Annotated in this window: 24 protein-coding genes and 3 pseudogenes; 11 read left to right on the top strand and 16 right to left on the bottom strand. The window is 68.6% G+C overall.

Annotated features, from left to right (window positions below):
• Nucleotides 1–158: 158 nt before the first annotated feature.
• Nucleotides 159–1,043 carry a helix-turn-helix transcriptional regulator gene (locus tag LQ326_RS40795; protein ID WP_234544127.1) on the bottom strand — a complete coding sequence of 295 codons (885 nt, stop codon included), beginning with the start codon at nucleotides 1,041–1,043 and terminating at the stop codon, nucleotides 159–161.
• Between the two features lie 36 nt (nucleotides 1,044–1,079).
• Complete coding sequence (locus LQ326_RS40790; RefSeq protein ID WP_234544126.1) at nucleotides 1,080–1,886, bottom strand: SDR family oxidoreductase; 807 nt, start codon at nucleotides 1,884–1,886, stop codon at nucleotides 1,080–1,082.
• Nucleotides 1,887–2,188: 302 nt separating this feature from the next.
• Between LQ326_RS40790 and LQ326_RS40785 the strand changes: the two genes are divergently transcribed.
• Nucleotides 2,189–2,542 carry a hypothetical protein gene (locus LQ326_RS40785; protein ID WP_234544125.1) on the top strand — a complete coding sequence of 118 codons (354 nt, stop codon included), beginning with the start codon at nucleotides 2,189–2,191 and terminating at the stop codon, nucleotides 2,540–2,542.
• A gap of 175 nt (nucleotides 2,543–2,717) precedes the next feature.
• Here LQ326_RS40785 and LQ326_RS40780 read toward each other — a convergent pair whose 3' ends face one another.
• The 3 genes and pseudogenes from LQ326_RS40780 to LQ326_RS40770 form a co-directional block, all read right to left on the bottom strand.
• Nucleotides 2,718–3,515, bottom strand: coding sequence for a hypothetical protein (locus tag LQ326_RS40780; protein WP_234544124.1), 798 nt, complete (start codon nucleotides 3,513–3,515; stop codon nucleotides 2,718–2,720).
• Nucleotides 3,516–4,380: 865 nt separating this feature from the next.
• The gene (locus LQ326_RS40775; RefSeq protein WP_308402141.1) at nucleotides 4,381–4,935 is read right to left on the bottom strand and encodes a L,D-transpeptidase family protein; all 555 of its coding nucleotides are present in this window, start codon (nucleotides 4,933–4,935) and stop codon (nucleotides 4,381–4,383) included.
• Between the two features lie 337 nt (nucleotides 4,936–5,272).
• Nucleotides 5,273–5,859: pseudogene (locus tag LQ326_RS40770) on the bottom strand (DUF4291 domain-containing protein).
• Between LQ326_RS40770 and LQ326_RS40765 the strand changes: the two are divergent.
• Complete coding sequence (locus LQ326_RS40765; protein ID WP_234544122.1) at nucleotides 5,834–6,286, top strand: hypothetical protein; 453 nt, start codon at nucleotides 5,834–5,836, stop codon at nucleotides 6,284–6,286. The pseudogene LQ326_RS40770 and the gene LQ326_RS40765 sit on opposite strands and share 26 nt — an antisense overlap.
• A gap of 86 nt (nucleotides 6,287–6,372) precedes the next feature.
• On the opposite strand, the gene LQ326_RS40760 is transcribed toward LQ326_RS40765, so the two are convergent.
• From LQ326_RS40760 to LQ326_RS40745, 4 genes are all read right to left on the bottom strand, one after another.
• Nucleotides 6,373–7,029 carry a hypothetical protein gene (locus LQ326_RS40760; protein WP_234544121.1) on the bottom strand — a complete coding sequence of 219 codons (657 nt, stop codon included), beginning with the start codon at nucleotides 7,027–7,029 and terminating at the stop codon, nucleotides 6,373–6,375.
• 171 nt (nucleotides 7,030–7,200) lie between these two features.
• Complete coding sequence (locus tag LQ326_RS40755) at nucleotides 7,201–7,827, bottom strand: hypothetical protein (RefSeq protein ID WP_234544120.1); 627 nt, start codon at nucleotides 7,825–7,827, stop codon at nucleotides 7,201–7,203.
• A gap of 291 nt (nucleotides 7,828–8,118) precedes the next feature.
• On the bottom strand, nucleotides 8,119–8,427 hold the full coding sequence (locus LQ326_RS40750; protein WP_234544119.1) for an immunity protein CdiI family protein: 309 nt from the start codon (nucleotides 8,425–8,427) through the stop codon (nucleotides 8,119–8,121).
• 198 nt (nucleotides 8,428–8,625) lie between these two features.
• Nucleotides 8,626–8,772, bottom strand: coding sequence for a hypothetical protein (locus LQ326_RS40745; protein ID WP_234544118.1), 147 nt, complete (start codon nucleotides 8,770–8,772; stop codon nucleotides 8,626–8,628).
• Nucleotides 8,773–8,882: 110 nt separating this feature from the next.
• On the opposite strand from LQ326_RS40745, the gene LQ326_RS40740 reads away from it, so the two are divergent.
• Both LQ326_RS40740 and LQ326_RS40735 read left to right on the top strand, forming a co-directional pair.
• Nucleotides 8,883–9,170, top strand: a complete 288-nt coding sequence (locus tag LQ326_RS40740; RefSeq protein ID WP_234544117.1) for a hypothetical protein — start codon at nucleotides 8,883–8,885, stop codon at nucleotides 9,168–9,170.
• A gap of 113 nt (nucleotides 9,171–9,283) precedes the next feature.
• Nucleotides 9,284–9,928, top strand: coding sequence for a class I SAM-dependent DNA methyltransferase (locus LQ326_RS40735; protein ID WP_234544136.1), 645 nt, complete (start codon nucleotides 9,284–9,286; stop codon nucleotides 9,926–9,928).
• Between the two features lie 371 nt (nucleotides 9,929–10,299).
• On the opposite strand, the gene LQ326_RS40730 is transcribed toward LQ326_RS40735, so the two are convergent.
• The gene (locus LQ326_RS40730) at nucleotides 10,300–11,916 is read right to left on the bottom strand and encodes a M48 family metallopeptidase (RefSeq protein ID WP_234544116.1); all 1,617 of its coding nucleotides are present in this window, start codon (nucleotides 11,914–11,916) and stop codon (nucleotides 10,300–10,302) included.
• Nucleotides 11,917–12,334: 418 nt separating this feature from the next.
• On the bottom strand, nucleotides 12,335–12,778 hold the full coding sequence (locus tag LQ326_RS40725; protein ID WP_234544115.1) for a MarR family winged helix-turn-helix transcriptional regulator: 444 nt from the start codon (nucleotides 12,776–12,778) through the stop codon (nucleotides 12,335–12,337).
• Between the two features lie 136 nt (nucleotides 12,779–12,914).
• Between LQ326_RS40725 and LQ326_RS40720 the strand changes: the two genes are divergently transcribed.
• Nucleotides 12,915–13,778: an NAD(P)H-binding protein gene (locus tag LQ326_RS40720; RefSeq protein ID WP_234544114.1), complete on the top strand. Its 864-nt coding sequence runs from the start codon at nucleotides 12,915–12,917 to the stop codon at nucleotides 13,776–13,778.
• Nucleotides 13,779–14,212: 434 nt separating this feature from the next.
• Nucleotides 14,213–14,806, top strand: a complete 594-nt coding sequence (locus tag LQ326_RS40715) for a DUF4291 domain-containing protein (protein WP_234544113.1) — start codon at nucleotides 14,213–14,215, stop codon at nucleotides 14,804–14,806.
• Between the two features lie 647 nt (nucleotides 14,807–15,453).
• Here the strand turns inward: LQ326_RS40715 and LQ326_RS40710 are convergent.
• Nucleotides 15,454–16,104 (bottom strand): annotated as a pseudogene (locus LQ326_RS40710) (hypothetical protein).
• A gap of 276 nt (nucleotides 16,105–16,380) precedes the next feature.
• On the opposite strand from LQ326_RS40710, the gene LQ326_RS40705 reads away from it, so the two are divergent.
• Complete coding sequence (locus LQ326_RS40705; RefSeq protein WP_234544112.1) at nucleotides 16,381–17,070, top strand: HAD family hydrolase; 690 nt, start codon at nucleotides 16,381–16,383, stop codon at nucleotides 17,068–17,070.
• Nucleotides 17,071–17,134: 64 nt separating this feature from the next.
• Here the strand turns inward: LQ326_RS40705 and LQ326_RS40700 are convergent.
• Nucleotides 17,135–17,296: pseudogene (locus LQ326_RS40700) on the bottom strand (DUF4291 family protein); the annotation flags it as partial.
• A 106-nt stretch (nucleotides 17,297–17,402) separates the two neighbouring features.
• Nucleotides 17,403–18,611 (bottom strand): RNA-guided endonuclease InsQ/TnpB family protein, encoded by a 1,209-nt coding sequence (locus LQ326_RS40695; RefSeq protein WP_234544111.1) that lies wholly within the window; start codon nucleotides 18,609–18,611, stop codon nucleotides 17,403–17,405.
• Nucleotides 18,612–18,769: 158 nt separating this feature from the next.
• On the opposite strand from LQ326_RS40695, the gene LQ326_RS40690 reads away from it, so the two are divergent.
• Together LQ326_RS40690 and lnt are read left to right on the top strand one after the other, a co-directional pair.
• Nucleotides 18,770–19,255: a nuclear transport factor 2 family protein gene (locus LQ326_RS40690; RefSeq protein WP_234544110.1), complete on the top strand. Its 486-nt coding sequence runs from the start codon at nucleotides 18,770–18,772 to the stop codon at nucleotides 19,253–19,255.
• 76 nt (nucleotides 19,256–19,331) lie between these two features.
• The gene (gene lnt, locus LQ326_RS40685) at nucleotides 19,332–20,906 is read left to right on the top strand and encodes an apolipoprotein N-acyltransferase (protein ID WP_234544109.1); all 1,575 of its coding nucleotides are present in this window, start codon (nucleotides 19,332–19,334) and stop codon (nucleotides 20,904–20,906) included.
• Here the strand turns inward: lnt and LQ326_RS40680 are convergent.
• Nucleotides 20,824–21,735 carry a Gfo/Idh/MocA family protein gene (locus LQ326_RS40680; RefSeq protein ID WP_234544108.1) on the bottom strand — a complete coding sequence of 304 codons (912 nt, stop codon included), beginning with the start codon at nucleotides 21,733–21,735 and terminating at the stop codon, nucleotides 20,824–20,826. The genes lnt and LQ326_RS40680 overlap by 83 nt on opposite strands.
• A gap of 110 nt (nucleotides 21,736–21,845) precedes the next feature.
• Between LQ326_RS40680 and LQ326_RS40675 the strand changes: the two genes are divergently transcribed.
• A complete protein-coding gene (locus LQ326_RS40675) occupies nucleotides 21,846–22,358 on the top strand; it encodes a DinB family protein (RefSeq protein WP_234544107.1) in 513 nt (170 codons plus the stop codon).
• Nucleotides 22,359–22,470: 112 nt separating this feature from the next.
• Nucleotides 22,471–22,953 carry a hypothetical protein gene (locus tag LQ326_RS40670; RefSeq protein ID WP_234544106.1) on the top strand — a complete coding sequence of 161 codons (483 nt, stop codon included), beginning with the start codon at nucleotides 22,471–22,473 and terminating at the stop codon, nucleotides 22,951–22,953.
• Between the two features lie 15 nt (nucleotides 22,954–22,968).
• On the opposite strand, the gene LQ326_RS40665 is transcribed toward LQ326_RS40670, so the two are convergent.
• A complete protein-coding gene (locus tag LQ326_RS40665; protein ID WP_234544105.1) occupies nucleotides 22,969–23,514 on the bottom strand; it encodes a hypothetical protein in 546 nt (181 codons plus the stop codon).
• Nucleotides 23,515–23,562 lie beyond the last annotated feature (48 nt).

The following is a 23,562-nucleotide window of genomic DNA, read 5'->3' as shown; positions in this document are numbered from 1 at the left end:
CCGAACCCGCCCTGCCGGATCTTTACCGCAAGAACCGTCCCCTGTCCCTCTCGGCGCCCCACCACAGCGGTGCATCATCCGGCGGAAGGAAGGCTTGATCCCCGTCAAGCAGTACGCACAGACCTTGTCCGCTGACTGGTACGGCTGAGGGGGTTGGACTATCCGTTGTGTGCTTCGAGTTCGGTCGCCAGCGTCTGTTGGGTGGCCGCCCACGACGCCAGGAGCGCCAAATTGTCAGCGGTCGGTGTGCCCGCGGGTGCGGTGTAGACGTTGAGGTGCAGGCCGGGTTCGGCGGGCAGTTCCAGGGACTCGACGTCCAAGTCGAGCCGGCCCACGATCGGATGGCGCACGCGCTTGCGGCCGGACCGGTGCAGCCGCACGTCCTGAGATGCCCACCGCTGCCGAAACAGCTCACTGCACGTCGACAGTTCGCCGACCAGGGCGATCAGCTCCTCGTCGTGCGGATTGCGGCCGGCTTCCATGCGTAGCTTCGCGGCCGCGTCACCGGCAACTTGGTCGTAGTCGACAAACAAATCTCTCGCCGCCTCGGGGTTCAGATAGACGAACCGCGCTGTGTTCGCGGGCCGTCGCGGGTCGGCCAGCACCGGTGAATACAGCGCGCGAGCGAGTTGGTTCATGACGAGCACGTCATAACGGCCGTTACCGATCCAGGCCGGCGCGTCGGAGATCGCGTCGAGCACCTGCTGCAGCGTCGAGCGCACCGTCACGGCAGGCCTACGCCGACGTGGGCCGCCGGGCCCCCTGGATTGGCGCGCGAGGTGGAACAGGTGGTCCCGCTCGGCCTCGTCGAGTTGCAAGGCAGAGGCCAACGCATCGAGCACGCCGTCGGAGGCACCGGCGAGGCTGCCGCGCTCCATGCGCACGTAGTAGTCGACCGACACCCCCGCCAGTAGCGCTACCTCCTCGCGGCGCAGACCTTTGACCCGACGGTTGCCGCCGTAGGCGGGCAGGCCCGCCTGCTCGGGTGCGATGCGGGCGCGACGCGAGCTGAGAAACTCCCGGATCTCGGTACGCAGATCCATCGTGGCCGTCCCCTCACCGTAAGTCCGTCCCGGAGTCTAGGGGGTACCTGATGCGGTCGTCGCGATGCCGCCGTCCACCGGGACGATGGTGCCCGTGAGGTAGGACCCGGCCCGGCTGGCGAGAAACACGGCGATCCCCGCCATGTCGTCGTCGCGGCCGAGCCGGCGCAGAGGGGCCGCCGCCGCGATCGTGTCGCCGACGGCATCGAGCGTGGCCGCCATCATCTGCGACGGGAACACTCCCGGTGCTACCGCGTTCACCGTGACGTGCTGTGGGCCCAGCTCTCTGGCAAGCACTCTGGTGAGTTGATGGAGTGCCGCTTTGCTGCCGGCGTACGAGTAATTGGGCGACTGGGCGACGTGGATGGCAGCGATACTGCCGATGTTGATGATCCGCGCGGGATCATCGGCGGTGGCCGCCCTGCGAAGTGCCGGGAGCAGCGCCTGCACCAGCCAGAACGGCGACTTGAGGTTGAGGTCGAGCACTGCGTCCCAGGCCTCGTCCGGGAACGTCGCCAGCGGCTCGCGCCACATCGCTCCCGCGTTGTTGACAAGGATGTCCAGGCGTTCCGAGTCGACCATGACAAGATCAGCGAGGCGCTGACACTCGTCGTGCCGGGACAGGTCGGCGGGGATTGCCTGAACGTCGCCGAATTCGGACAGCAGATGCTGTGCCTCCGCGCACGCGTCTGCCTTGCGTGAGCTGATGACCACGCGGGCGCCCGCCTGGAGAAGGCCGCGCGCTATCATCATCCCGATTCCCCTGGTGCCGCCAGTGACAAGGGCGTACTTCCCACTCAGATCGAAAAGTCCTGTGTGAGTGGTGAATTGGTTGTCCGCCATTGATCTCCGTCCCTTCTGTCGTGGAAAAAATGCGCCGACACGGTCGCGCATTCGGGGCAGCTGAATTGAACTGATGAGGGTAAAGCCGCAGTGCGTGTCCAGGTTGACAGGCGCTTTGGACGTCTGGGAGACCCGGGTGATACAGGTACTGTGAGAGCCCCCCTTGCCTGGCGCGCTGCCCCCGGATCCACCGGCTCGATGCCGGTGGATGGTTCTTCCAGAAACGAAGAAGTGCCTTGCGACCTGCGGTGATGGGGCTTCTCCAGGACCACATCAGGCACGATCGGCAAGACACTTCCGAGATGCAGTCGTCCCGTGCCGGGGCGGCGGTGTCATCCGCGTCCGATGATCCGAACCTGATCGCGTACGGCGGGCTGGAGCCGGTGGTGCGGCCGGCCGAGCGGTGCGGTCTGCCCATGCTGGTCGGGGAGCACGTCCGGCTGCCCGCCTCGAAGGACGGCACCGGCGCCTTCTCTACGGCGAAACTGATGTCGCTGGTGGGCGGCATGGCCGCGGGCGCCGACAGCATCGACGACATGGACCGGCTGCGGCACGGGGCGATGGGCCGCCTGTTCGCCGGAGTGCGGGCCCCGTCCACGCTGGGGCGCCCCGGCCTCCGCGTTCCATGCCAGGGCGACCACCGCCACCATGCGTGACCGCCTGATCAACGTGCCCGCCCGCCTGGCCCGCTCCGTCCGCCGCCTCGCTCTGCACCTGCCCACACGCTCGACGAGGAGGCCGCGCTCGGAACAGGCTCCGACACGGACGAGGGCGAAACCCTTTCCGCCCAGCGGTGTTCAGACTGTTCTGGCTCGGCGGTTCCGTGCGGCGTCAGCCGCGCCGCCGCCACCAGCGCCGCTTCTGCTCGACTGTCCGAGGACCGGTTCCGGCCCCATCAGGGGCTGACGTGTTCTTCGGCGGGGAGGCCTTCAAGGCAGCGCGGATGCGGTCGAAGGAGGCAATGGTGTGGTGGTCGTCGCCGGGGAGTGCCACTCCGACGCACACCAGCTTGAAACTGTCCTCGCCGAGCGGTGCGCCGATGAACACCGGTGCGCCCACGCACCCTTGTGGCAGGTCTCCGGTCCACCGGATGCCGCCGTCGCCCGAGTGCGTGATCCAGCCGATCACGACAGCCTGTTCTCGCGAACCGTCCCCGTCGTTGACGTGTCCCAGCAGATAGGCCGGAACCGGGGACTCACCGAGGTCGGCGATGTCCTGTTCCGTGGCTGCGATGCCGTCGGTGACCTCGTCGGTCGTCCAGTGCCAGCCTTTGCGGGCACCGTGCGCGTGCAGCCCGGCGGAGGGCATGACCGCCACCCCCAGGTCGTCGAGATGAGTCCACCCGTCCGCGAAGTCGAGCATCATCAGCTTCTGAGCGCTCATCATGGGTGCGCACAGCGCGGGGCGCAGTGTGAACTCGGCCAGTTCGACTCGCGCCGGCTCACTGGCGGTCACGAGGTACTGCCGGATGACCTCTCCCTCGGAGGTCGTCTCCACCAGTTCGTTGAACCAGAAGGCCGTCGCGTGTTGTTCCTCCCGGTGAGCTCGCTGGAAGGGAAGCGTCGAGCGGCCGACGTGATCGACTATCGCGTCGATGGTCGCACTGGAGTGATCCGGCAGGTCAGGCATGGGTCGAGAGACTAATGCACGCTCGGAGACAGTTGCCGGGCAGGGCGGCGAGGTCCGTCCACGAGCCCTCCGGTCCGCGCTCTTCGACGCCGGCCCTCACCTGAAATGGCGCCGGAAGTTATTCGTCGGCCTGCAGCTACTGGAGAGCCGGCCTCAATGTCACGGTACGTTCACGCGCTCGTCGCCGACAGTGCGGGGGCCGCTCAGCGCGCGCTGGTGTCACAGGCCCGCCAAGGCGAGGATGTGGTGCATGTGTCGGGGCGGCAGATCGGGATTGCCGGCCCCGCGCGACCTGGACCTGCCGCTGGAGCTCGTCCGTCGCCTGGCCGCGGATTCCGATCACCGGGCGCGCTGCGCGATCGCGACCCGTCCCCGGCTTCCGACCCGCGACCTGACGCAGCTCCTGGCCGACTCATCGGAATCGGTCGCTGCCGCCGCCCTGTTCAGAAGCGGAATGGGAGCTCAGATGCGCTGACACCGTGACACACATGGTGCCGCCGCGTCCCGGGCGCCGATGGCACTGACGCCTGAGGCGGTGATGCGGGCGCGGAACTCGGACGGCCTCGTGCATCCGGGGGCCGCATTCGTGCCCCGGGCCACAACGGTATGCAGCCCGGGTTGCGCCGAAGACATCCTCACCGGATACGCCCTACGGCTCGATTCGCCTTTGACCAAAGTCGGCTTGGAGTCCACTCTGCGGGATCCGAGCACGGCTGGACGGCAGCTCCGTGGCGGCACCGTACTGATCGCGAGCGCCGCGCGGGCTCTGCTTGCTCTGGCCGACGCGTACGTCGCGGCGAATCGTCCGAAGCGGGCGACACGGGGAACCGGCACGCGGCAAGCGGCCCGGGGCAGGGGGCGGTCGTCAGGTGCTCAGTCGCTCCCGGTCACCCATCACCACGACCGGATGAAGGCGTGGATCGAGGGTGCGCAGCAGGGTCTTCATGCCGGACTCCGGAACGGTGACACAGGCGGACGTACCGTCGCCGTGGTCGAGGTGCAGCCATATGCCGCCGCCCTTCTCCACTCCGTCAGGACGGCTCCAGTCGAACGGTGGGACACCCTTGAGCCGGTTGTAGTCGATGGCGATGACGTAGTCGAAGTCGTGGACGTGGTCGTCGCCGTCCTCGATCATCGAGGCGAAGGCATTGTCGTCGTACCAGTACCGCAGTCGGCTGCCCGGATCCTTGAGCGACCCTCCCGCATCCGTCAGGGAGAACACGCCGACGGGACTGCGCTCGTCGTCCATGCGATGGTCGGTCGTCCATCCCAGTCTGCCGTTGTGCGCGGGCCAGCTGCCGTTGCGTTTCCAGGCAGTGCCCTGTTTCTCGTAGAGCACGACGGTGCTCTCGGCGGAGTCCCGGTCGTCGCCGTAGACCACCACGGCCTGCCGGGCGCCGGCCGGTACGTGCTTGCCCATGCGGCTTCCGACACCCGGAAGGCGCGGGCCCGCTTCCGGGCCGAGGGATCCCGGCGCGACCGGGTTGTTGACACCCGGGGCACCGACATGACTCCTGTGCCCGTCGGCTCCGGCGCACGCCGCGGTGCCGGCCAGCAGCACACCGCAGGCAAGAGCCGCGGGTATGGCATGCCGCGCACCGCCGCGCCGCGCCGGGGAAGAACAGGGCCGTATCTCAGCTGATGTCCGCATGATCAGGATCTTGTGGCGGGCCGCCCCGGCACGCACCCCCGAAGACGGCATCCGGCCTAACGGCCGGACCCGCGCGACGGAGCCGGCTGCCGGGCGGAGCAGCCCGTCATCCACGCAGGTGGGCAAGAATCTCGTCGCCCACGGGATAAGGGTGTTCCCGCGGCAGCAGCCGGGCGGCGGAGTCCAGGCTCCCACTGCTGACGAGAGCGTGGATCTCGCGGGCGAGCGGGGTGACGTCGCGGATGGCGACCGTCCACTCGTCCGCGTAACGTCGTACGGCCTCACCCGACAGGCCGAGGTGCGGAGACCGGCACGGAAAGGTCGCAGGCGCAGGTCACGCTCGGGGTCCCACTGCACACGGGTGGGCGCGCGCTTCAACTGACGCTGCCAGGTGGCTCGGTCGGCGTGCACCCCGAGGACATAACTCGACAGACACGCGTGGCGCAGCGCCCACTCGAAACCGTCGCGGGTGATCTCGACAGCGAGAACGGTCTCCTGCCCCGCCTTGGTGCCCCAGCCACAGCGGTACATCATCCAGAGGAAGGACGGCTTGATCCAAGTCAAACCTTGTTCACAGACCCTCGCAGGGCAAGCAGCCGAGGGGCTGATCCGGCTGGCCCAACCGATGGATCGCCGACGGTTCGCCTTCCCTGGCAGGATGGCCGGCATGGAGATCATCCCGGGAGTCGGCATCGACCTCGTCAAGATCGGCGATCAACGCTCGCAGGTCGATGAGCGCATCGGTCCGCCGTATCCCGGTCCCGGCGGCCGGCGGACCGTCTACCCCACCTCACCCATGCTGGTGATCACCTATGCGGCAGACGAGACGGTCGAAGTCGTAGAGATCCGCTACAGCGGTGAAAGCAGCGATACCGAAGTGCACTATGACGGGGTTCAATTGACCCATCGCTTCCTGGACGACGTCGTCGCGGATCTCCATGCCCTGGGGTACACGAGTACGCCCTCGGACATCGGCCACGACTTCCACGTCGGTTTCTCCGTGTGGTCCATGCACTCATTGTGGGCAGGTGACCTCGGCCTTGAGGCCGACGAGGATGACGAACGCGCGGTCTCGGAAACAGTCTCGGTGGCACCGTACGACTACTTCACCGAGGGATAGCAAAAGGCGGAGGAAGCGGACGCGCTCGCAGAGCAAGCGGGGCGCCCCCCTGTTGCCGACGACCTCGGCTCCCGGGTCCCAGCTGATCACCGGCCGCCGGCACTGCGGCTGTGTCCGGCGCCGCGAGTCCACAGGGACAGGTCGCTGCTCGTCGCCACGGCAAGGGTCTGCCCGGAGGGCGAGAATCCAGCGGCGCGGAGTTCGGAGTAATGGGAGTGGAAGATGTGCCACCAGCGCTCCCCATGCGGACCGGAGTGCGGCAGACCACCGTCGCGAGAGAGCAGGACACGCTCGTTCGGCCAGGCCGGGGCAACGACCTCCAGCTTCCAGCCGTCTCCGCTGGCGGTGTGCAGCCCCCCTCCGTAAAGCCCGGCGATGCGTACCCTGCTTCCCGCTACCGGTCCCAACCCCGCACACCACAGAGCGGGATCCGCGCCACGGTTGTCGTCCTCGGTGTCCGGGTCACGATCCCGCGCGCTCTTCTCCCCCGTGACGGCGTCGAAGAGCCCGTGGCCGTCGTGCGACACGACCATCACCAAGTCCCCGCCGGTGTCGGGCCGCGAGGCGAAGCCGATCCCGAGAAGGCCGCCGACCGAGGTGTACGCGATGCGCCGCCAGGGCTCGGGCGCCGGCACCACGGGAGCCGCGAGGATCCTCTCCCGCATCGCCTGCTGGTACGCGGAAAGCTCCGGCTCAGGAACTGGCTGGTCGACCGGAGACGCGTTCTTCGTCCACTTCGTCACGCACCCATGATCCATACTTCGACGGATGCGCCCAACTGTGTTCATACGGGTTTCGGGCAACTCAGGAGAGGCTCCCCTTGAGTCCGGGAGTCCGCGAACCACGCTTGTCGACCCACATCAAGCCCTGTTCACAGCCCCTTCGTGAGCTGAACCGGGTCCGAGCCGACTCCTTCAGCCACTGAACCCGTTGCCGGGTGGGTCGGCACCCGCGACCCGCGTACTACTGTCGACGCCCAAGTCCAGACGCATCCGTTGTTGCATCACGGCCAACTGACTCCAACAGTCATTGATGTCCGCCGCGAAGGCGCTCAGTTCCTCCTGGTCGTACGGGGCGGTCGCGGACATGCGCTTCAGCTGTCCATAGCCTGCGTTGAGTCGGTGGCCGGCAGCCGCGGCAGCCGCGAGCACCTCGTCAGGCACCACCATCTCGGCCTCGGCGTAGCTGTCCCGCTGGGCGGTGCGACTGGCTTCGAGTTGCTCCAGGCAAAGGTCGACGCCCGAGCCCGTCTGCAGCGCATGCAGGAGGTTGACCTGAGCCGTCATGTACTGCCTCGATGCCGTGTTCAGCGATACGTAGCAGGACCGACGCAGCTCGACGAGGGCCTGCGTCTTCTGCTCGGAGCGCTCTGCTTGCCGAAGCTCCTCGGCGTGCCGGCGCTCCTCTCTGCTCTGTGCCAGGACCGCCTCGATTTCCATGCGCTTCGTGCGGTCTGCCCTGCTCTGCGTAAGAATCGCCGCGCCCAGTGTGCCACCGACTCCGACGAGGGCAACGAACAGAGCAGACCATTCGCCACTCATTCCCCGACTCTCCCTGCGTGCCCCACGTCCCGATACCTCTGCCCAAACATGTGTCGGCCGAAGCGGACGTGTACTGCCAGGGTAGGCAAACGAAGTTTCTGGCAGGCCACTTCGGAGACGGAGAACTCCTCCAGGCACACCACCGGACGGCTGGTACGGACGGGGTCTGCGAAAGCCGCCTGACGGACCAGGTCAGGTCGCGTCGCCGAACCGATGGTGGGACTGGGCACGCCTCGCGGTAGCAGCTCAGGCCCCGTGCCTCTGACGGCGCCTCTGACATCCGCTCAGGTCTCAGAGCAGGCTCTCGTCCCGGACGACCCAGCCCGCACCCAGCTCTCGACGCAACACTTCCAGTGCGCTGATTGCCTGCTGCCTGAACTGTTGGAGCTCTTCGTCGGACCACGGCGACGGATCCGGCGGATACTCCCAGTCGATCGACGACTGGTACCACTCGCTCAACCTGGCCAGCTCGGCCCGTGTCTCCGGCTTGATCGGGAGGCGCGCCAGATCGCACGGATAGCCGTACGGACTGGCCATGTCCTCCGGCCAGAGCGGGGTGTCCACGCCGGCCTCGAAGAAGAACCGCAGATAGTGGGTCATGCCGTACCTTCTCACGGAACTTCCCCTTCCTACCCGGTCAACCGTGTTCACCGAACCGCACCAGCAGCGTGGTTGAGGTCTACGAGCACGGCTTGACGACCCACGTCAAGCCTCGCTCACACACTTCTTCGGCCAGGTGGCGCCGACTGTGCGCAGGCGTACGTTGCAATGCCGGCCCGCTCTGGGCTGCTCACTCCGTCAGTACCAGCGGACCTGGCCGGCCGCGCCCTGGCCTGTGCTGATGGCGTGGTGAAGGACGCGCAGGGGACCGTCGAGCAATTCGTCGGCGTCGTGATCGGTATCGTCGCCCGAGCCGGTCATCCATGCGTGGATTCGCTCGACCACGTCGCGCCTCCTGACCCCGGTCAGAACAAGGGTTTCCTCAGCCGCAGGTAGCTGGGTGCGCACTTGCTTCCCTCGATCTCGCGACCGGGCCCGAGCATTTCGTCGGCCGCGTGACCTGGTACAAGAAGTCGCTGCCGTCGACACTGCACCGCCAGCCGGTATCCCATCAGTGGCCGTCGGAGTTCGTGTCCCTGGTGGGCGTGCCGCCTCTGGAGTGTCGCAACCCTTCAGAACGTGTTGAGTGGTCCACCGACGATCTGGTCTGTGTCTACGAGCCACTGACCGCGAGCGCTGTCTTGGGTCCGGAGACTCAGTGGACGCACGTCTTCGCTGTGATGAAGGCTCTGGCCGGCCGATTCGGTGACGACGGAGTCCGCTCGGTCGTGGCGTTCGACTGACTGCCGTCCTTTCTCGAAGGATCCGGTCCCATCTCAAGTGGCTTGATTTGACGCTTCGTTGATCTCACTTGATCTGGTTCGCGATCCTGATCACTGCACTACTCTATCGAGCCATGCATGCGGACCGCTGGTTGGCAGACACCCGGACCTCCTACGACACGGTCGCGGTCAGTTATGCCGACCAACTACGCGAGGCTCTGGCTGGGGCGCCGTATCTTCGGGCGGCTCTGGCCCTGTTCGCCGACTTGGTGCACACCGCTGGCGGTGGGCCGGTGGCGGACGTGGGCTGCGGACCTGGGCACGTCACCGCTCACCTGCACAAGCTGGGTTTGGACGCTTTCGGTATCGACCTGTCATCCGGAATGATCGACGTGGCTCGACGTGACCACCCCCGCCTGCGGTTCGAGGTGGGCTCGATGACGGACCTCGACCTCGCCGATGCTTCAGTGGTCGGCCTGCTCGCATTTTGGTCGTTGATTCACGTCCCCGACGAAGCAGTGCCCGCCGTCTTCGGCCACTTCCGGCGCGTGTTGCGTCCCGGCGGACCACTGCTGCTCGGCTTTCACGTCGGCGACGGGGCGAGGCTGAAGACGCAGGGCTACGGCGGCCACCCGATGAACGTCCACGTTCACCGCCGCCGTCCTGAGCAAGTGGCGGCCTGCCTACGCAATGCCGGGTTCACCGTCGAGGCCCACATGCTGATCGACCCCGACGAGAACGTTCCAGGTGCAGTCCTCTTCGCACGCCGTAATTCCTAGCCATGTCAGCGGTCCGGTTGCGGCAGACGACACAGCGAAGTCTCATCACAGCAAATGAGACAGCCTGCGGCATCCGCTCGCCCGGGACCACATCTCTTGAGCTTCCCGGCTTTCCCACGTCTCAACTGAACTGGCCGCCACAGGTCAGCGGCCCGACTCGGAACCAGATAATTCAAGACGGGACAACTGCGCAGAGCCTCCCCGCAACCCAGCGAGCGAGCCCTTGCGTGCCACCACTGCCACGAAAGGGTCCGTGAACGCGGCTTGACGACCCATGTCAAACCGCTTCCACAAACCCTTTGCCGAGTGGAAGCGGACGTGGCTCGCCTTGGTGACCGCCGATCGTGACCTGCCGCCCGATCGTGCGGCCGCTATGAGGGCACGCCGTGGGGGCCGACAAGCAGGGCGCGCAGTGGAGCGGTGTCGGGCGTGTCGGCAATGGCCGCGTCGATGGCGTCATCCATGCCCTCCTCCCACGACTCGGGCAGAAAGAGTCCAGGCCGGCCCGACCAGGCGATGTCCGGTGTGGCGTGACCGGACTCGGCGAGGCGCAGGTGGACCATACCCGCGAGCCCGTCGAAGATCTTGGGCCGAATGAAGTTGCGGGCGGACGGCCCGACCAGTCGCGACGCCTGATGCGGCTTGGGCATGCGGTCGGCGATATCCATCCACAACAGGCCGCGGTCGAACGCGTCGAGTATCTCCTCCAAGCCGGGCAAGAGGTCGCTGTCGCCCGCCACCTCCTCGGCCGTGGCATCTCGGCGTGCGGGCACCGTGCCCTCTGCGCCTTGCGCCGACGAGCGAAGCGCTCTGGCCACGGCGACCCGCAGCGGTCGGGACCAGCCCTCGGCGTCGGCGACCGCGCGGGCCATGGCGAGGTCGTCCCAACTCGTCCGCCGCAGGTGCGCCGCCTCCTGCGACAAGGTGCGTGCCTCCAGCGCGGCGAACACGCGGCCCGGGTCGTGCAGCAGGCTCAGCCCGGTCGGCCCGCCGGCCGGCTCGGAGGGCCGGTCGTCGGCGGACAGCTTCTCGATCAGGGCGATGCGTTCGGCTGTCGGCGGGTGCGAATCGTACCGGTGCGGACGCGGCGGACGCCGTCCGGCGGAGAGCTCGGCGAGTCGCTCTCCCGTTCGGGCAGCGAGCAACCGGAGGAAACCGCCGTGCACCTCGCCCACAGGCGGTAGCGCTCCCAACGGCCTGCCCATCGCCGCGTACGTCTCCAGGTAGTGGGTGTACGCGCCGTCGAGCACCGGAAGGATGCGGAGGGCAGCGGCCGTCGCCTCACGGCCCGCGTGCCGGGCGGCGATCTGGTCGGCGGCGAATTCCTGGTGGCGGGCGACGGACTGCGAGGTGCGCAGGAACATCCGGGCGTAGCCGACGTACAGGGCGCCGAGCACGTAGTGCAGCCGAGTGCTGCCCTTCTGGAAGGCCTCCACCGTGTGGACCACGGCTTCCCGGCCGCGCATCGTGACACCGCCGAGCCGGGTGTCGAGGTTCGCGTAGTGCCCGAACTCGTGGGCGAGGACGGCACGCAACTGGGGGACGGTCAGCCCGGCGAGCAGCGGGAGACCGAGGAGCATACGGCGTCGCCCGGGAAGCAGCCCCAGCAGGCGGCTTTGTTCGGCAACCCCCGCGTTGACCTCAGCGACCAGGTAGAGCTCATCCGGCGGCCGCTGCCCCGTCACTTCGGCAGCGACTCGTACCTGTTCCCACAGCTCGGGCTGGTCCTGAGGAGTGACCGCCACCGCGTCCGGCACCGGGCCCAGACGTCCCGCTCGCAGAAAGGCGAACATACCCCGCACGATCGCCGCCGCCAGCAGGACGGTGACGGTCAGGATCGTGCCCTCGGCCCATGCCGCTCGCGCGGTGAACAGCCGTGTCATCAGCAGCCAGTCGAGCACCGCCATGGCCGACAGCAGCACCGCGCCCATCAAAAAGAAGCCGGCCAGCAAAGCGAACGCGCGGACAGCGCGCAGCCGAAACGACATCGAGAAGTCCCCCACCCACATGATTCAACGGCCCGAACAGGCCATGAGCGCTCGCGGATACTACCTGCGGCCTTCCGAGCCGCGTCGGGTTGGGCTTTCTTGATCTGCGCTTATGAACCACTGACCGCCGGTGGCGTCCTGAGCCCACAGTCGCACCGGCCACACGTCTTCGCCGTCATGAAGGCTCTTGCCGACCGCTTCGGTGACGACAGCGTCCGCCTGGTCGTGGCCTTCGACTAAGTGGTCGGCTCCGGAAGTCCTTCGAGGGGTGACGCGAGCCAGACTGCAGCCGGGTTCTCGGGATGGCGGGGCAGCGGCCGGACGCGCAGTCCAAAACATCCTCGAGAATCGAGGAAATCGTCGGGCAGGCAGCCGTCTTCGTGCTTGTCGGTCTGGTCGGACGGGGGGCGTGGGAGTGTCAGATGATGGCCGAGCCGTCGTGATCGATGGGCTCACTCAACAGCTCGCTCGCCGCCTGGTGGACCTTCGCCAGGGCGTTCAAGAGGGCTTCGCGTTCGGTCTCGGTGAGATCCGCGGTGACCTTCTCCTCAATCAACCGCCGTTCCGTCTCGACGGGTCTCTGTAGCGCGCGCCCCGCGTCGGTGAGCCAGAGCCGGACGAGGCGGTTGTCCCGGTCGTCACGGCGACGGGTGAGCAGTCCGGCTGCGGTCATCCGGTCGGCCATCTTGACGACGGTGGGCGTCGTGACGTTCAGCGCGGCGGCCGCTTCGCCGGGCGTGCTGCCGTCCCGCTCCCACAACACGGCGAGCAGGTAGTTCTGCCCGACGTGCAGCCCATGTCGTCGCATGGCTGCGTCGGCCAGGGCCCGGAGCACCTTCGACGTTCTGCCGTGCAGGTCCAAGAACTCTGGCATCGCGGCCTTTCGGTGATGTGCGGTCCGGACGCCCGAGCCGCACGCATGTCGATTGACGGCTAATCATTCACCGACTAACGTCCTTTCGGACTCATTAGACGGCAAACGACTTTGGGGAGCCACGATGATACTGGTCACCGGAGCCACCGGGAACATCGGCCGCGAACTCACCCGCGAACTCGACGCGAAAGGCGCGACGTTACGTCTCCTCGTCCGCGACCCCGCCCGCGCCGCCGATCTGCCCGAGCGTGCCGAGCGCGCCGTCGGCGACCTGGGGGAACCCGCGACACTGCCTCCCGCCTTCGCCGGCGTCGACAAACTCTTCCTGCTCACACAGGGCATCGGCACCGAATACACCGCCGCCGCCATTGCCGCCGCTGAGGCCGCCGGGGTGCACCACATCGTGCACCTGTCCTCTTTCCACGTCACCTTCGACCCGATACCCGCCATGGGACGCTGGCACCACGAACGGGAGAAGATCATCCGCGCCTCCGGCATATCCGCGACCTTCCTGCGACCCGGCGGCTTCATGACCAACGCCCTCGACTGGCTGCCCACCATCCGCGAGGGAAACTACGTCCTCGACCCGGTCGGCCCGGGCCGCTACGCTCCGATCGACCCCGCGGACATCGCCGCGGTCGCCGCCCTCGCCCTGACCGAGGCCGGTCACCAGGACAAGGAGTACGTCCTCACCGGCCACGAGATGTTCACCGTCACCGAGCAGGTCCGGGTCATCTCCGAGACGATCGGCCGCGACATCGAAGTCCGGGAAACGGCCACACCGGCCGAGGCCGTACGCTTCCGCTTCCCCAACGGGGCACCCCAGGCACTCGCCGACGCCCTCACGGAGGGCCTCACCCTCATGCGCACCGACACCGTCGGGTTCCGGACGGACACCGTGCAGCGGCTGCTCGGACGCAGCCCGCGGACTTTCGCGGACTGGTGCACGCGTAACGCCGACGCGTTCCAACGGCCAGAAACCGCCTGAGCCGATGGACGACCACGCCACCCCTTGCTGATCGGTCCGCCCGCCATACCGGCCGGCGCCGCTCACCCGATAAGCCTGACCGCCTCCGAACACGCACGGCTGAAGAAGGCTGCCTACGGTCACAAGACTGCGCACTGACTGCGAGTACGCGCCCAGGTGGTCCTGCACGCGGCTCACGGGAGTTCCAACGCGCGCATCGCCCGCGAGACCGACCGGCGGCACGTGGATCCTGATGCTGTGCGCGGTGATGAACGACCGTGCCCGACGCGTCAGTCCACCGAGTACGGCTTTGCTGAGATGTCGCGCCATGTGCCGGACGCTACGTGGCCCGCACGGGCAACTGCCTGCCGTTTGCGGCCGACGTGCTCCGTCGGATCGGGCAACGGGTCGAAAATCGGTGGTCACCTGAGCTGACCGAACCCACGCTGTACGCCATGGAAGATCCGCTCCGCAGGATTCGCGCGCTCCACACGGCGTCCACGATCACCGTCTACCAGGCGTACTCCCGTGAGATCGGACTGCCCGCCGTCCGAGACGGCCGTTTTCCGGCAGCGTGGAAGCCTGACCGCATGACGTGGATCAAACCCAGTTTCATGTGGATGATGTACCGCTCCGGCTGGGGCACGAAGGAGGGGCAGGAGACCGTCCTCGCCGTCGAGATCACTCGCGACGGCTTCGACTGGGCGCTGCGCAACGCGTGCCTGTCGAACTACGTCCGCGGACTGCATTCCGATCGCAGCACCTGGCAGCGTGACCTCAAGCGCGCACCGGCCCGTGCCCAGTGGGATCCCGAACGCGATCTGCACCTGCGTCCCCTGCTCCACCGCTCGCTGCAACTGGGGCTCTCGGGTGAGGCATCGTCGCGCTACGCGGACGAGTGGATCGTGTCCATCAACGACGTGACTCCGCTCGCCAACGAGATCCACGCACTCGTCAGGAACGGTGAACTGGACTCAGCCACCGGACTGCTCCCCCAGGAGCAGGGATACCCCGCCGGCGAAGAGCTCCTGGCCCACCTATGTTCCTGACCGGCAATCAGGGCACAACCGCCGGCGCCACCCACGGGTCACACGGCGGCAGAGGTCTGTGAACGCTGCTTGATGATCCAGGTCAAGCCTCGTTCGAAGACCTTTTCCCATTCACGTAAGCCGCCCGGAGGCAGGTGCCTCCGTGGGGTCCTCTGCGAAATCGCAAGCCCAATAACGGGGACATCGCCCAGCGCCTGCCCTCGACGCGAACGATGTCAGAGCCGAGGTGCATGATCTACGTTATGAGATTCGTAGGTGGCGCCAACGTGCCGAGCACGCGGGCAGGGCGGATCAACGCAACGCGACCGTTCGGCGTGCTCACGGTAGACGACGGCAGGCTCATCCTTCGGGCCCGTGTCCTACGGCCCTTCGCGACGTTGTTCGGTGTCACGCCTTTGGAGTGCTCGGTCCAGGACATCGCCGACGTATTCCCCTGCCGTGGGGTGTTCGGTACACCAGGCGTGGGGTTCCGCACCGAGGACGGGCGCCGCTTCTACTTTTGGACCGGTCGGACGCAAGTGGTACTCGACGTGTGCCGACAGGAAGGTTTCACCGTCTCGACCGAGGAACAGCGCGTCACATACACCGACTGACCGCCAGAGGCGAGGACCAAGGTCGATCCCCTTGCCCCAGCCGGTGATGCCCGGTCAGGTTCGCACACTCCCACTGCAACTGTGGCCGGTCCTGCGAGTCCACAGGGACAGATCACTGCTCGTCGCTACGGCGAGGGTCAGCCCAGAGGGCGAGAAACCGGCTGCTCGGAATTCGGAGTAGTTGGCATGCGAGATGTGCCACCATCGCTCTCCGTACGGACCGGAGTGGGGCGAGCCGCTTCCACGGGAAAGCAGGACGCGATCACGGGGCCAGTCCGGGGCGACGACTTGTAGAGCCCAGCCGTCCCCGGTGGTGGTGTGAAGTCCTCCACCGAAGAGCCCGGCGATGTGCACCCTGCTTCCGATGATGGGACCCAGCCCGGGGCAGGACGGGTCGGCGGTCGCATCGGGGTGCCGTCATCGGGGTCGCGGTCTCGTGCGATCTTCTCGCCCGTGGCGGCGTCGAAAAGTCCGTGGCCATCGCCCGAGACGACCATCACCAGGTCATGACCGCTGTTGGGGTGCGACGCGAAGCCGATCCCGAGCAGTCCGCCTACTGGGGTGTACGCGACGCGCAGCCACGGCTCGGGCGTCGCTACTACGGGGGGCCGCGAGGAACCTCTTCCGCATCGCTTGCTGGTACGCGGAAAGCTCCGGCTCAACGACCGGCTGCTCGACCGGGGGCTCGCTCGACCACTTCGTCATGCAGCCATGATCCCTACTTCCTCCGGTTCGCCCAACGGAGTTGATACAGGATCGGGTGGTTCCGCCGACCGGCGTTGGGCGTTTGCGGCAGTTGTGAAGCCTCGGTGGACCTCCGCCTGCGCGGCCCCGACAGGTGCGTGGAGGATTGCCGACCCGGCTCGACTCCGGTCGCGGACCGCCCGGTGACCGCGGTGACTGGACGAGAGCCGGCGATGGTGCGGCTGGTGATCGTCGTGGCCTTGCGGCCGGCTCGTCGGCGCCGCCAGGATCGGCTGCATGATCAAGGGTGTGATGTTCGACTTCTCCGGGACTCTCTTCCGGATCGAATCGGCCGCGCAGTGGCTGCGGGCGGTGGTAACAAAGGCCGGTCTGGACGTGCCCGAGGGTGAACTCGACGCGTGGGTCAGCCGGCTGGAGGAGTTCGGAGCTCAGCCCGGAGGGGTTCCTCCGCGCACAGTGCCGCCCCATCTGGAGCCACTGTGGCGGGAGCGCGATCTGACCGCCGAGCGACACCGGGCTGCCTTCACAGCCCTTGCCCGGGAGGCCAAGCTGCCTGCAACTGACCTGGCCGAGGCCCTGTACGAACGTTCCCAGGTGTCCGGGGCATGGCTGCCTTATCCCGACACCGAGGAAACGCTCCGCGCCCTGCGCGGGCAAGGGATCCCGGTCGCTGTCGTCAGCAACATCGGCTGGGACATGCGCCCCGTATTCCGCGACCACGGTGTCGATGCCTTCGTGGACGCCTACTTCCTCTCCTTCGAGCGCGGGGTGAAGAAGCCCGATCCCCGGATCTTCCAGATGGCGTGCGACAAGCTCGGAGTGGCGCCCGGCGATGCGCTCATGGTGGGAGACGAGCCTGTTGCGGACGTCGGCGCGGCGACGCTGGGGTGCCGGGTCCACCTGGTCGATCCCTTGCCCGTCGACCGGCGTCCCGGCGCGCTGATCGAGGTGCTCCAGCTCCTCTGACGTGGCCCGACCGGGGCGACCTTCGACCGTATGCCTTCCAGGGCTGTGTAAGCGGCTTGATGGACCACGTCATCGGGTCCCGCTTCCAACTGGTCGGAAAGCCCCCTGTGCGGGCGGCCGCGCCGCCGGTCTCCGAGCGGTAGGCCTGGTAGACGGTGAGCATGGCGCCGGTGTGGCGGGCGCGGATGCGGACCTTGGGTTCTTGTTCGGCTAACTGGCCGTTCATGTGCCCGGTCGGGGGTGTTTCGGTTGGAACACCCCCGAATATCGTCCATGCCCCTTGGCTCCGCCCGTCCCGTGCCCAACACTGACCCGTTGACTTCCTCTCCCGCCTAAGGGCGGGGGATTCCAGCGGTCGCCCGCTGGGTTTCCTGCTTCGCCGACGACTGCCCCGTCCGGGAGGACTCCCGTTGAGGTCTTACACCGTCTCCACAGGCAGACACCGCCAGCCCGGCGGCCAGAATGTTGCGCGCCGCGTTCACGTCGCGGTCATGCACGGTGCCGCAGTCGCACGTCCACTCCCGAACGTTGAGCGGCAGCTTCTCGGTGATCGTGCCGCAGGTCCCGCACAACTTCGAGCTGGGAAACCAGCGGTCGATCACAACGAAGGCGCGCCCGTACCAGGCGCACTTGTACTCCAGCATCGTGCGCAGGTCCGTCCAGGCAGCGTCGGAGATGGCACGCGCGAGCTTGCCGTTCTCCAGCAGGTTGCGGACGGTGAGGTCCTCGATCACGACCGTTTGGTTCTCACGGAGGACACGAGTCGACAGCTTGTGCAGGAAATCGCGGCGCCGGTCGGCGATCCGCGCGTGAACCTTGGCGACCCTGCGCCGCGCCTTCTCCCGGTTCGCCGAGCCCTTCGCCTTCCGCGACAACTCCCGCTGCGCGCGGACCAGCCGGGCGCGGTCGCGCCACCCGTGCCGGGGGTTGGCGATTTTCTCCCCGGTGGACAGGGTCACCAGGGAGGTGATCCCGGCGTCCATGCCGACCGCGTTCGTGGTGGCGGGAGCCGGGGCGATGGTGTCCTCGCACAGCAGGGACACGAACCAGCGGCCCGCCGCGTCACGGGACACGGTCGCCGTGGTCGGCTCCGTCCCTTCAGGCAGCGGACGCGACCAGCGGATGTCCAGAGACTCAGCCATCTTGGCCAGCGTCAGCCGCCCGTCGCGCCACTTGAAGGCGGAGCGGGTGTACTCGGCCGAGGCGCGGGACTTCTTCCGGTTCTTGTACCGGGGGTACTTGGCCCGCTTGGCGAAAAAACTCCCGAACGCCGTCTGAAGGTGGCGGAGCGCTTGCTGGAGCGGGACGGAGGACACCTCCGTCAGGAAGGCGAGTTCCTCGGTCTTCTTCCACTCCGTCAGCGCGGCGGACGACTGTGCGTAGGAGATCCGGCGCTGTTCGCCGTACCAGGCCCGAGTGCGTTCCTCCAGCGCCTTGTTGTAGACGAGGCGGACGCAGCCGAACGTGCGGGACAGCTCGGCTGCCTGCTCGTCCGTGGGGTAGAAGCGGTACTTGAAAGCCCGCTTGACCTGCTGCGCCACGTCTCACATTTGATCAGCTCCCGTGTGAGCAGCAAGAGTCGGCCGGTGGCCGCCGACGCCGAATCGCCCTGGAGACGATTCACCTCTCCCTTCCCTGCTCCGCAGAGACCTCGTTTCCTCCCCGGCCTGAAGGCCGGAGTATCCGTGAAGGAATCCCGATGACGCAGCGTGTGGAGCTCGCGACCGTGATGGACCGGCTGGCGGTGGACGAGATGGTCACCGAGTACGCGGCGGCCGTCGACGACGGTGACTGGACGGCGTACCGGAGGCTGTTCACGGCGGACGGGCGGGCCGACTACCGCTCCGCCGGTGGGATCGAGGGCGATGCCGGGCAGGTGGCCGGATGGCTCGCGGACAATCTGACCCTCTTCTCGATGCGCCAGCATCTGATCGTCAACCGCCTGGTGCGGTTCGGGAATCTGGACCACGACACCGGCGACACCGCCCACCTGCGGGCCGACTACGTCAACCCGATGCGCTTCGCCGGCGGCGACGGCGCCTCCACCGCCCCGGACTTCGTGTGCGGCGGCCGTTACTCCTTCACGTTCCTGCGTACCCGGGACGGCTGGCGGCTGCGCCAGGTGGTCGTCGAGGAGAAGTGGCGCAGGCTGCCCGACCCGCGTGCGGTGGCCGTGTCCGACTGAGCCCGCGTCCACGCCCCCTGTCAAAGATCCCGCCCGGTCCCGCACACTGGAAGGACCCGCAGGCAGGAGGCGATGGATGAGGACCGTCGAGCGCTGGCTCACCTCCCCGTGGCGGCGCTGCTGCGTCGCGACGCTGGCGGGCGCCCTGCCGGTGCTGGCCTTTCCGGCGCCGTCGCTGTGGTGGTTCGCCTATGTCGCGCTGGTCCCGTGGCTGCTGCTGGCGCGCTCGGCGCCGACCGGACGGCGGGCGGCGTACGACGGCTGGTGCGGCGGGTTCGGGTTCATGGTCGCCGTGCACCACTGGCTGCTGCCGAGCCTGCACGTCTTCATCTTCCTGATCGCCGGTCTGCTCAGCGTGCTCTGGGCGCCCTGGGGCTGGGTGACACGCCGGCTGCTGGGCGGGGTGCCGTCGCCGGGGCGGGCCGCGGTGGCGGTGCTGGTGCTGCCGTCGGGCTGGCTGATGGTGGAGCTGGTGCGGTCCTGGCAGGGCCTCGGCGGGCCGTGGGGGATGCTCGGCGCGACCCAGTGGCAGGTGACGCCGGCGCTGCGGCTGGCCTCGGTGGGCGGGGTGTGGCTGCTGAGCTTCCTGGTGGTGGCCGTCAACGTCGCGGTCACCGTGCTCATATCCGTGCGGGAGGCACGTGTGCCCGCGGTGGCCTCGCTGGTGGCCACGGCCGCCGCGACCTCGGCGGCCTGGGTGTGGTCACCCCGCCCGGACGTCGCCGGTCACGTCCGGATCGCCGTCGTACAGCCCGGCATCGTCGACGGCACCGACAGCGGCGACCGGCGGTTCGACCGGGAGGAGCGGCTGACCCGGCAGCTGGCCGGACGGCATCCCGATCTGATCGTCTGGGGCGAGAGCAGTGTCGGGTACGACCTGGGGGACCGGCCCGATCTCACCCGGCGGATCGCCGCCCTCTCCCGGGAGACCGGCGCGGACATCCTGGTCAACGTCGACGCCCGGCGCTCCGACCGGCCCGGCATCTACAAGAGTTCCATCCTGGTGGGTGCCGGCGGCCCGACCGGCGACCGGTACGACAAGATGCGCCTTGTTCCGTTCGGCGAGTACATACCGGCCCGTTCCCTGCTCGGCTGGGCCACCTCGGTCGGCAAGGCGGCCGGCGAGGACCGGCGGCGCGGCACCGAGCAGGTGGTGATGAACGTGGGCCACGGCCTGCGGGTCGGCCCGATGATCTGCTTCGAGACGGCGTTCCCCGACATGAGCCGGCATCTCGCGCGGGACGGTGCGCAGGTGCTGATCGGCCAGTCGTCGACCTCGTCCTTCCAGGGCAGCTGGGCGCCCGAGCAGCACGCCTCGCTGGCCGCCCTGCGGGCCGCCGAGACCAGCCGGACCATGGTGCACGCCACACTCACCGGGGTCTCCGCCGTCTACGGCCCGGGCGGTGAGCGCATCGGTCCCTGGCTCGGCACCGACGCGAGCACCGCGCGGGTCTACGAGGTGCCGATCGCCCGCGGTGTCACCCCGTTCACGCGGTACGGCGACTGGCCGGTGGACGGCGCGCTGCTGGTGCTGGCGGCCTGCTGCCTGGCCGAGGGGCTGCGGACGGTCAGGCTGCGCCGGGGTGCCGCCGAACCTCTCGTACCACCCGCTCGCACAGCTCATGAGTCGCCAGTGCGTCCCGGGCGCTGAGCACCTTCCTCGCGCGGACGGCGTCGAGGAAGGCGAGAACGGCCTGCTCGATGCCGCGCTGCCGGGCGACCGGCACCCAGTCGCCGCGCCGCCGGACCGTCGGCTGGCCCTTGTGGTCGATCACCTCGGCGAGGTTGAGCACCTGGCGCTTGGTGTCCTGCCCGGAGACCTCCAGGATCTCCTCCGCCGAGCCGCTGAGCCTGTTCATCACGCCGAGCGCGGTGAAGCCGTCCCCGGCGAGCTGAAGCACCACGTGGTGCAGCAGGCCGTCGGCGACCCGGGCCCGGACGGTCACGTCCTCGACCGGCCCCGGGGCGAGGAAGCGCAGGGTGTCGACGACGTGGATGAAGTCGTCGAGGATCATCGTGCGGGGCTCCTCGGGCAGCCCGATGCGGTTCTTCTGCATCAGGATCAGCTCGCGCGGATGGTCGGCGCACTGCACGTAGCCGGGGGCGTGGCGGCGGTTGAAGCCGACGGACAGCGACACGTTCCGTGTCTCGGCGAGCGTCACAAGGCGCTCGGAGTCGGCGAGCCGGTAGGCGAGGGGCTTGTCGACGTAGGTCGGTACGCCCGCCTCCAGCAGCCGGGTGACGATCTCGGGGTGGGCGACGGTGGCCGCGTGCACGAAGGCGGCGTCCAGGTCCTGGGCGAGGAGACTGTCGAGGGTCGCGTGGCGGCGGCCGGCGGGCAGGCGGAGGCTGTCGGCGACCCGGTCGAGGGTGGCGGGGGTGCGGGTCTGGAGGTGGATCTCGAGCCCCGGCTGCGTGGCCAGCACCGGCAGATAGGCCTTCTGCGCGATGTCGCCGAGCCCGATGCAGCCGACCTTCACTGACGCTCCCCTAGCCATTGCCCGTAGCGGTTGCCCACGTCTGTCTGAGCGGAAGCATACGGGCCGATAATCCGTGGTGGGATCGGCCGGGGTGGGCCAGGATGCCGGGTATGACGACCGAACGCCGTATGCCCGCAGTCGACGCCGGTGAACGCGCCATGCTGGAGGGCTGGCTGGAGTTCCACCGGCGGACCCTCGCCGTGAAGTGCGAGGGCCTGACCGACGCCCAGCTCAGGACCGCCTCCGTGGAGCCGTCCCCGTTGTCCCTGATGGGGCTGGTGCGGCACATGGCCGACGTGGAGCGGTCCTGGTACCGCAGGGTCCTCGTCGGCGAGGACGCGCCGCCGCTCTACTTCAGCGACGAGGATCCCGACGGCGAGTTCCGTCTCGGCGAGGCGGACACCTGGCAGGAGGCGTATCCGGCCTGGCAGGCCGAGATCGAGGCCGCCCGGCAGGCCGCGGCCGGCTTCGGTCTGGACGACCTCTCCAAGGGCCGCCACCGCCGCACCGGGCAGCAGATCAGCCTGCGCTGGATCCACACCCACATGATCGAGGAGTACGCCCGGCACAACGGCCACGCCGACCTGATCCGGGAGCGGATCGACGGCGCGACCGGCGACTGACGTCAGCCTCGCACCCGCCTGTCCCCCGTACCGGGCACGAGATCACCCGTGCGGGGCACCGAAGCGCTGTCGACGGTGTCAACTCCCGCGCCGGTCCAGCAGAGTTGCGAGGGTGCATCGAACGACGACCACCGCAGCGCTCCTGGTCACCGTGACCGTCTCGGCCCTCTCCGGCTGTGTGACGGTCCGGGGTCCGGCGGCGCCCGGACCGCCTCGGGGTACGGCACCCTCGCTTCCGTCGCTGCCCCGCCCGGACGGCAGCGCCGTGCCGAGGGTGGTGCAGGCGCCGGTCAAGGAGGCCCTGGAGCTGGTCGGCCCGTCCCGTCCGGCCCGCCGGGCCGCACCTGCCGCCCCACGCGCTCCCGCGCCCGCTCCCCCGGCCCACCACAGCCCCCCGGCGCCGCCGCGCGCCACCAGCCGGCACCCCCACTCCCACCCGCCGGCACACCGGTCGCACAGCCCGCGGGCCGACTTCCCCGGCCTCCCCCGCTCCGTCCCGAAGGCCCCGGACGTGTGCGCCCTCGGCAGGCAGTACGGCGGCTGGATCGCGGACAGCCCCCAGGCGCGGATCTGCGAGCAGACGTACGGGCGGTGAGACGCCGGCGCGGCCCTACTCCGGCCGCTGCCGCGGCGGGCTCCAGGAGCCGGAGCCCGGGTCGCCGTCGTTCTCCAGCCGCAGTTCCAGGCGCCTGATCGCGGCCCGGACCCCGTCGCCGTAGCCGTCGTCGCCGAGTGCGGTGGCCGCGCCGCGGGCCCGGTGCAGATGGCTGCGGGCGGCCTCGGTGCGACCGAGTTTCACGTAGTCGGCGGCGAGGTTCAGGTGCAGGGAGGGGTAGAAGCCGCGCAACCCCACCGCTCCCCGCGCCCCGTCCGCCTCGTCCGCTTCGTCCGCCTCGTCCGCCTCGTCCGCCTCGTCCGCCGCCGACAACGCCCTCAGGTCCCAGGCGAGTTCGTCGGACGGGTCGTCCTGGGTGTCGGCCAGGTAGTGGGCCAGGGTGCAGCGGTGCAGCGGCTCGCCGTGCTCGCCGATCTCCGCCCAGAGGTCGAGCAGGCGCCGGCGGGCCTCCTCACGGTCGCCGGCGTGGTGCAGCATCACGACCTGCCCGATCCGTGTGAGCACGGTATCGGGCGCCGTACGCTCCTGTCGCTCCGCCACGGGGCCCTCCGGGCAGCTGTGAACCGTTGTGTGCTGCCGACGCTAAAC

This window comes from Streptomyces shenzhenensis, from assembly GCF_021462265.1.
GTDB lineage: Bacteria > Actinomycetota > Actinomycetes > Streptomycetales > Streptomycetaceae > Streptomyces > Streptomyces shenzhenensis.
The sequence above is the reverse complement of the archived record's forward strand: the minus strand, read 5'-3'. Positions and strand labels throughout refer to the sequence as shown.